A 5,084-nucleotide genomic window follows, 5' to 3' on the forward strand; every position below is an offset into this window, starting at 1 on the left:
TCAATTGTCTTTGGATTGTCGAGCAAGACGCAGTGGTTGAGTGGGCTCTACTACGCTGATTTCATCAGCTTTTACAGCCCTACTCAACTGTGCGGAGGTGGGATGACGAAATCGAATTCTAACGAATTACCAATTTCTGTCCCACTCTCTTTCCCTCTGCCTTGCTCAGTCAAGTGCGAGGCAAATAAGCCACTCCTTATCCGAGTGGACTTAATTAAAAAGGAGACATTCATGGCAAAAACAAAATTATATATTATCCGGCATGGTAAGACTATGTTTAACACAATTGGTCGAGCTCAGGGCTGGTCGGATACTCCCTTAACTGAAGAAGGTGAACGTGGAATTCGTGAGCTAGGGATTGGGCTGAGAGAGTCTGGCTTGGAATTTACCAAGGCTTTCTCGAGTGACTCTGGTCGAACCATTCAGACCATGGGGATTATCCTAGAAGAGCTGGATTTGGTAGGGAAGATTCCTTATAAGTTTGATAAGCGTATTCGTGAGTGGTGCTTCGGGAGCTTTGACGGGGCTTATGGTGGCGATCTTTTCCGTGGAGTGATTCCAAGGGTACGTGACACCGATAATTATAAAGAGCTGACTTTCCCAGAATTGGCAGACGGCTTGGTTGAAGTGGATACGGCTGGCTGGGCTGAGCCTTGGGAGCAACTGAGTGGGCGGATTTTAGCTGGATTTACAGCTATTGCTCAAGAAGTGGAAGCTGCTGGTGGAGGCAATGCTTTGGTTGTCAGCCATAGTATGACCATCGGAACTTTTGCTTATCTGATTGATAAAGCCATTAGCAAAAATCCTGAGGTTGACAACGGCAGTGTGACAGTTGTTGAATATGAAAAAGGGCAATTTACGATTCAGATCTTGGGAGATGTATCCTACCGTGAAGTTGGTGCCAAAATTTTGGACGCTAAATAAACGGTTGAAAGAAAATATGGCAATAATTCAGCTTTCTTGAGCTGCTTTCTCTCAATCTTAGAAACTGCTTTTTTTCAGAAACGTGATATAATGAGAGGAGAATAAGGGAGGGAAGTGTATGGCAAAAACAAGATTATACCTGATCCGGCATGGCAAAACGATGTTTAATACAATCGGACGAGCTCAAGGCTGGAGTGATAGTCCATTGACGGCAGAAGGCGAACGTGGCATCCATGAACTAGGAATAGGTTTGCGAAAAGCGGGTATTGATTTTAAACTAGCTAGATCCAGTGATTCAGGTCGAACCATTCAGACTATGGGAATTATTCTGGAAGAGCTGGGCTTGACTGGAAAGATTCCTTACAGGTTTGACAAGCGCATTCGAGAGTGGTGTTTTGGCAGCTTTGATGGTGGCTATGATGGTGAGCTCTTTATGGGAGTCATGCCTAGGGTCTTTAATATTGACCATGTCCATCAACTCAGCTATGCCGAGCTGGCAGAAGGCTTAGTAGAAGTTGACACGGCTGGCTGGGCTGAGAATTGGGAAAAACTCAGCGGCCGAATTTGGCAAGGCTTCTCAGAGATTGCTGAGGAGCTGGAGGCTGCGGGTAGTGGCAATGCTTTGGTAGTTAGTCATGGCATGACCATCGGAACCTTTGTCTATCTAATTAATCGCATGCAACCTCATGGCCTAGGCAATGGTAGTGTGACCATCGTAGACTATGAAGATGGACAATTTTCAGTTGTTTCCATCGGTGATATGTCCTATCGTGAAGTTGGAGCGAAAGAGCTGGAGGACAAGTCTTGAGACGAGGTCGCCATGAAAGAAAGAGAAAACTCTCTCTGTTTCGACTAATAAATAGGCTCTTATTTTTAGGAATTGGGATCAGTTTGCTGTTTGCTCTATTGCGAGTGCAAGATATGGATGAAGACTTGCCAACTTTTATTAATCATGCTCTTAAAGCCCAGAGTTCTGACTTGCCCAAGGTGTCAGTTGATGATTGGGAATTGATTTTGGTCAATCGGAGTCATTTACAGGAAGAGTCTCATCCTAGGTTGACCCAAATCGATGATATTCAGGTAGATAGTCGTATTGCTGAAAATACCAGACAATTTTTAGCTGCAGCTCGGGCCATTGCGCCGGGAGAAACCTTGATTTCGGGCTATCGTAGCCGAGCGGAGCAGACAGAGCTCTATGAAGAAGCCCTAACTTTGGCCGAAGAAGAAGGCCTTTCTCGGCAAGAAGCGGAGCAAGAAGTGCAAAAGCGGATCCAGCTGCCAGGTGCCAGTGAGCATCAGACAGGATTGGCGATTGATATGAGCGAGCCAGAAGGTCAGAATGATGAGGTAGCAAATAAGATTGCGGAAATTGCCCCTAAATACGGCTTTATTCTGCGCTATCCTGAAGGGAAAAGCGATATTACTGGTGTGGATTTTGAAAATTGGCACTATCGTTATGTTGGCGTAGAGTCGGCCCAATATATGCAAAAACATCACCTAGTTTTAGAGGAATATCTAGCTCTTTTAAAAGAGTCGGCTCGGTAAATCGTTACAATCCATTGATAGACAAAAAATCAGCTGCTCAAATGAGCAAGCTGATTTTTAAATTTTAGGGTTTAAACAATACCTTGTGCAATCATAGCGTTTGCTACGTTTTCGAAGGCAGCAATATTTGCTCCTGCAAGGTAATCAGTACCAAGACCGTAAGTTTCAGCAGTTGTTTTAGCTGTGTTGAAGATGTTTGTCATGATGTCTTTGAGGCGGCCGTCAACTTCTTCACGAGTCCATGAGAGGCGAAGGCTGTTTTGGCTCATTTCAAGAGCAGATACAGCAACACCACCAGCGTTGGCAGCTTTGGCAGGTCCGTAAAGGATTCCGTTTTCTTTGTAGACTTTAATCGCGTCAAGGTCACTAGGCATGTTAGCACCTTCTGATACGCAGATAACTCCTTGAGCAACCAAACGTTTAGCTGCGTCGCCGTTGATTTCGTTTTGAGTCGCACATGGAAGAGCGATGTCGTAGTTCCCAGCGTAAGTCCATACAGAACCTTCATGGTAAGTAGCAGTTGCTTTCTCAGCCGCATACTCAGTCAAACGAGCACGGCGTTTTTCTTTAACATCAACCAAAAGATCGAAGTCAATACCATTTTCATCGATGACATAGCCGTTTGAGTCGGATACTGAGATCACAGTTGCGCCGAGTTCAGTAGCTTTTTGAAGAGCGTATTGAGCTACATTACCAGAACCTGAAATCACCACTTTTTTACCAGCAAAGCTGTTACCGTTTGCTTTGAGCATTTCTTCAGTATAGTAAACCAAACCGTAACCAGTTGCTTCTGGGCGAATCAAGCTACCACCGAATCCAAGAGGTTTACCAGTCAAGACACCTGCATCAAATTGGTTAAGACGTTTGTATTGTCCGTAAAGGTAACCAATTTCACGTCCACCAACACCAATATCGCCAGCAGGGACGTCAAGTGATGGTCCGATGTATTTTTGCAATTCAGTCATGAAGCTTTGGCAGAAGCGCATCACTTCAGCGTCAGTCTTTCCTTTAGGATCGAAGTCTGATCCCCCTTTACCTCCACCGATTGGAAGTCCAGTCAAGACGTTTTTAAAGATTTGCTCAAATCCGAGGAATTTCAAGATCCCTTGGTTTACAGTTGGGTGGAAACGAAGTCCGCCTTTATATGGTCCAACAGCTGAGTTGAATTGAACACGGTAACCACGGTTCACTTGGACTTTTCCATCACGGTCAACCCAAGGAACACGGAAAGAAATCACGCGCTCAGGCTCGGTGATACGTGCTAAGATGTTTTCTTCGATATACTCAGGGTGTTTTTCAAATACAGGTTCCAAAGTGCTGAAGAATTCTTCAACCGCCTGGAGAAATTCGGCCTCATGCCCGTTACGAGCTTTCACAGTTGCAAACACGCTTTGGATATATTCTTTAGCAGATGTCATATCGTTCTCCTTTTTGTTGTTATATTTTATTACACGAGCCATTATAGCAGAATTTTTTTGGGGTGTAAAGAAAAAAGTTGAATTTTCTGAAAATTTCCATAATATTTTTTTGAAGATTCTAGATGGAAATGCCGAACCTTTTGCTAGAAAATTAGAATAAATTCTTTATAGGAATAATTTTAATGATATAATAGAGAAAATTAAGGAATAAGAGGTCAAAATAATGACGACAACCAAGACAAAAATTGCGGGTTTTGAATTTGACAACTGCCTGATGAATGCTGCAGGAGTTGCTTGTATGACAGTGGAAGAGTTAGAAGAAGTCAAAAACTCTGCTGCAGGAACTTTTGTGACAAAGACGGCAACGCTGGAATTTCGTCAAGGAAACCCAGAACCTCGCTATCAGGATGTGCCACTGGGCTCTATCAACTCTATGGGCCTGCCCAATAATGGTTTAGATTATTATCTTGACTACTTGCTGGAGCTGCAAGAAAGCGAGCCAAATCGCACTTTCTTCCTTTCTTTGGTTGGTATGTCGCCAGAAGAGACTCACACCATTCTCAAGAAAGTGCAGGCGAGTGATTTTAAGGGAATTACCGAGCTTAATCTTTCTTGTCCAAATGTTCCAGGTAAGCCCCAGATTGCCTATGACTTTGAAACGACGGAAAAGATTTTGTCAGAGGTTTTTGCTTATTTCACCAAGCCATTGGGTATCAAGCTGCCGCCTTACTTTGATATTGTACATTTTGACCAAGCCGCTGCGATTTTTAACAACTATCCGCTCAAGTTTGTCAATTGTGTCAATTCGATTGGAAATGGCCTTTACATTAAGGATGAGTCAGTGGTCATTCGTCCCAAAAATGGTTTTGGCGGTATTGGCGGCCAGTACATCAAGCCTACGGCTCTGGCTAATGTCCATGCCTTTTACCAACGCCTGAAACCGGAAATCCAAATCATCGGAACTGGGGGCGTCTTGACAGGGCGCGATGCCTTTGAGCACATCCTCTGTGGTGCCAGCATGGTGCAGGTAGGAACAACCCTTCATAAAGAAGGAGTCGCAGCCTTCGAGCGCATTACCGCCGAACTCAAGGCTATTATGGAAGAAAAAGGCTATGAAAGCCTGGAAGCTTTCCGAGGAAAATTGAAGTATATTGATTAAAAGTTTAAGAAAGAGAGAGTGGGACAGAAATCGGTAAT

At 44.0% G+C, this 5,084-nt stretch carries 5 protein-coding genes; 4 read left to right on the forward strand and 1 reads right to left on the reverse strand.

The annotated features are described in order from the left end of the window. The first annotated feature begins 231 nt into the window (after window positions 1–231). The 3 genes from A0765_RS04945 to A0765_RS04955 all read left to right on the forward strand — a co-directional run bounded on the left by A0765_RS04945 (window position 232) and on the right by A0765_RS04955 (window position 2,469). Complete coding sequence (locus tag A0765_RS04945; protein WP_062004998.1) at window positions 232–924, forward strand: histidine phosphatase family protein; 693 nt, start codon at window positions 232–234, stop codon at window positions 922–924. A 118-nt stretch (window positions 925–1,042) separates the two neighbouring features. Further along, window positions 1,043–1,732: a histidine phosphatase family protein gene (locus A0765_RS04950; protein ID WP_062005000.1), complete on the forward strand. Its 690-nt coding sequence runs from the start codon at window positions 1,043–1,045 to the stop codon at window positions 1,730–1,732. Next, window positions 1,729–2,469 carry a D-alanyl-D-alanine carboxypeptidase family protein gene (locus A0765_RS04955; RefSeq protein WP_062005002.1) on the forward strand — a complete coding sequence of 247 codons (741 nt, stop codon included), beginning with the start codon at window positions 1,729–1,731 and terminating at the stop codon, window positions 2,467–2,469. Before A0765_RS04950 ends, A0765_RS04955 begins: the two co-directional genes overlap by 4 nt. A 71-nt stretch (window positions 2,470–2,540) precedes the next feature. Here the strand turns inward: A0765_RS04955 and gdhA are convergent, their stop codons facing one another. Further along, the gene (gdhA, locus tag A0765_RS04960) at window positions 2,541–3,887 is read right to left on the reverse strand and encodes an NADP-specific glutamate dehydrogenase (protein ID WP_005590909.1); all 1,347 of its coding nucleotides are present in this window, start codon (window positions 3,885–3,887) and stop codon (window positions 2,541–2,543) included. Between the two features lie 223 nt (window positions 3,888–4,110). Between gdhA and A0765_RS04965 the strand changes: the two genes are divergently transcribed. Continuing rightward, window positions 4,111–5,046: a dihydroorotate oxidase gene (locus A0765_RS04965; RefSeq protein ID WP_062005005.1), complete on the forward strand. Its 936-nt coding sequence runs from the start codon at window positions 4,111–4,113 to the stop codon at window positions 5,044–5,046. Window positions 5,047–5,084: the final 38 nt, after the last annotated feature.

This window comes from Streptococcus cristatus, from assembly GCF_001588905.1.
In the GTDB taxonomy this organism is placed as follows: Bacteria; Bacillota; Bacilli; order Lactobacillales; family Streptococcaceae; genus Streptococcus; species Streptococcus cristatus_N.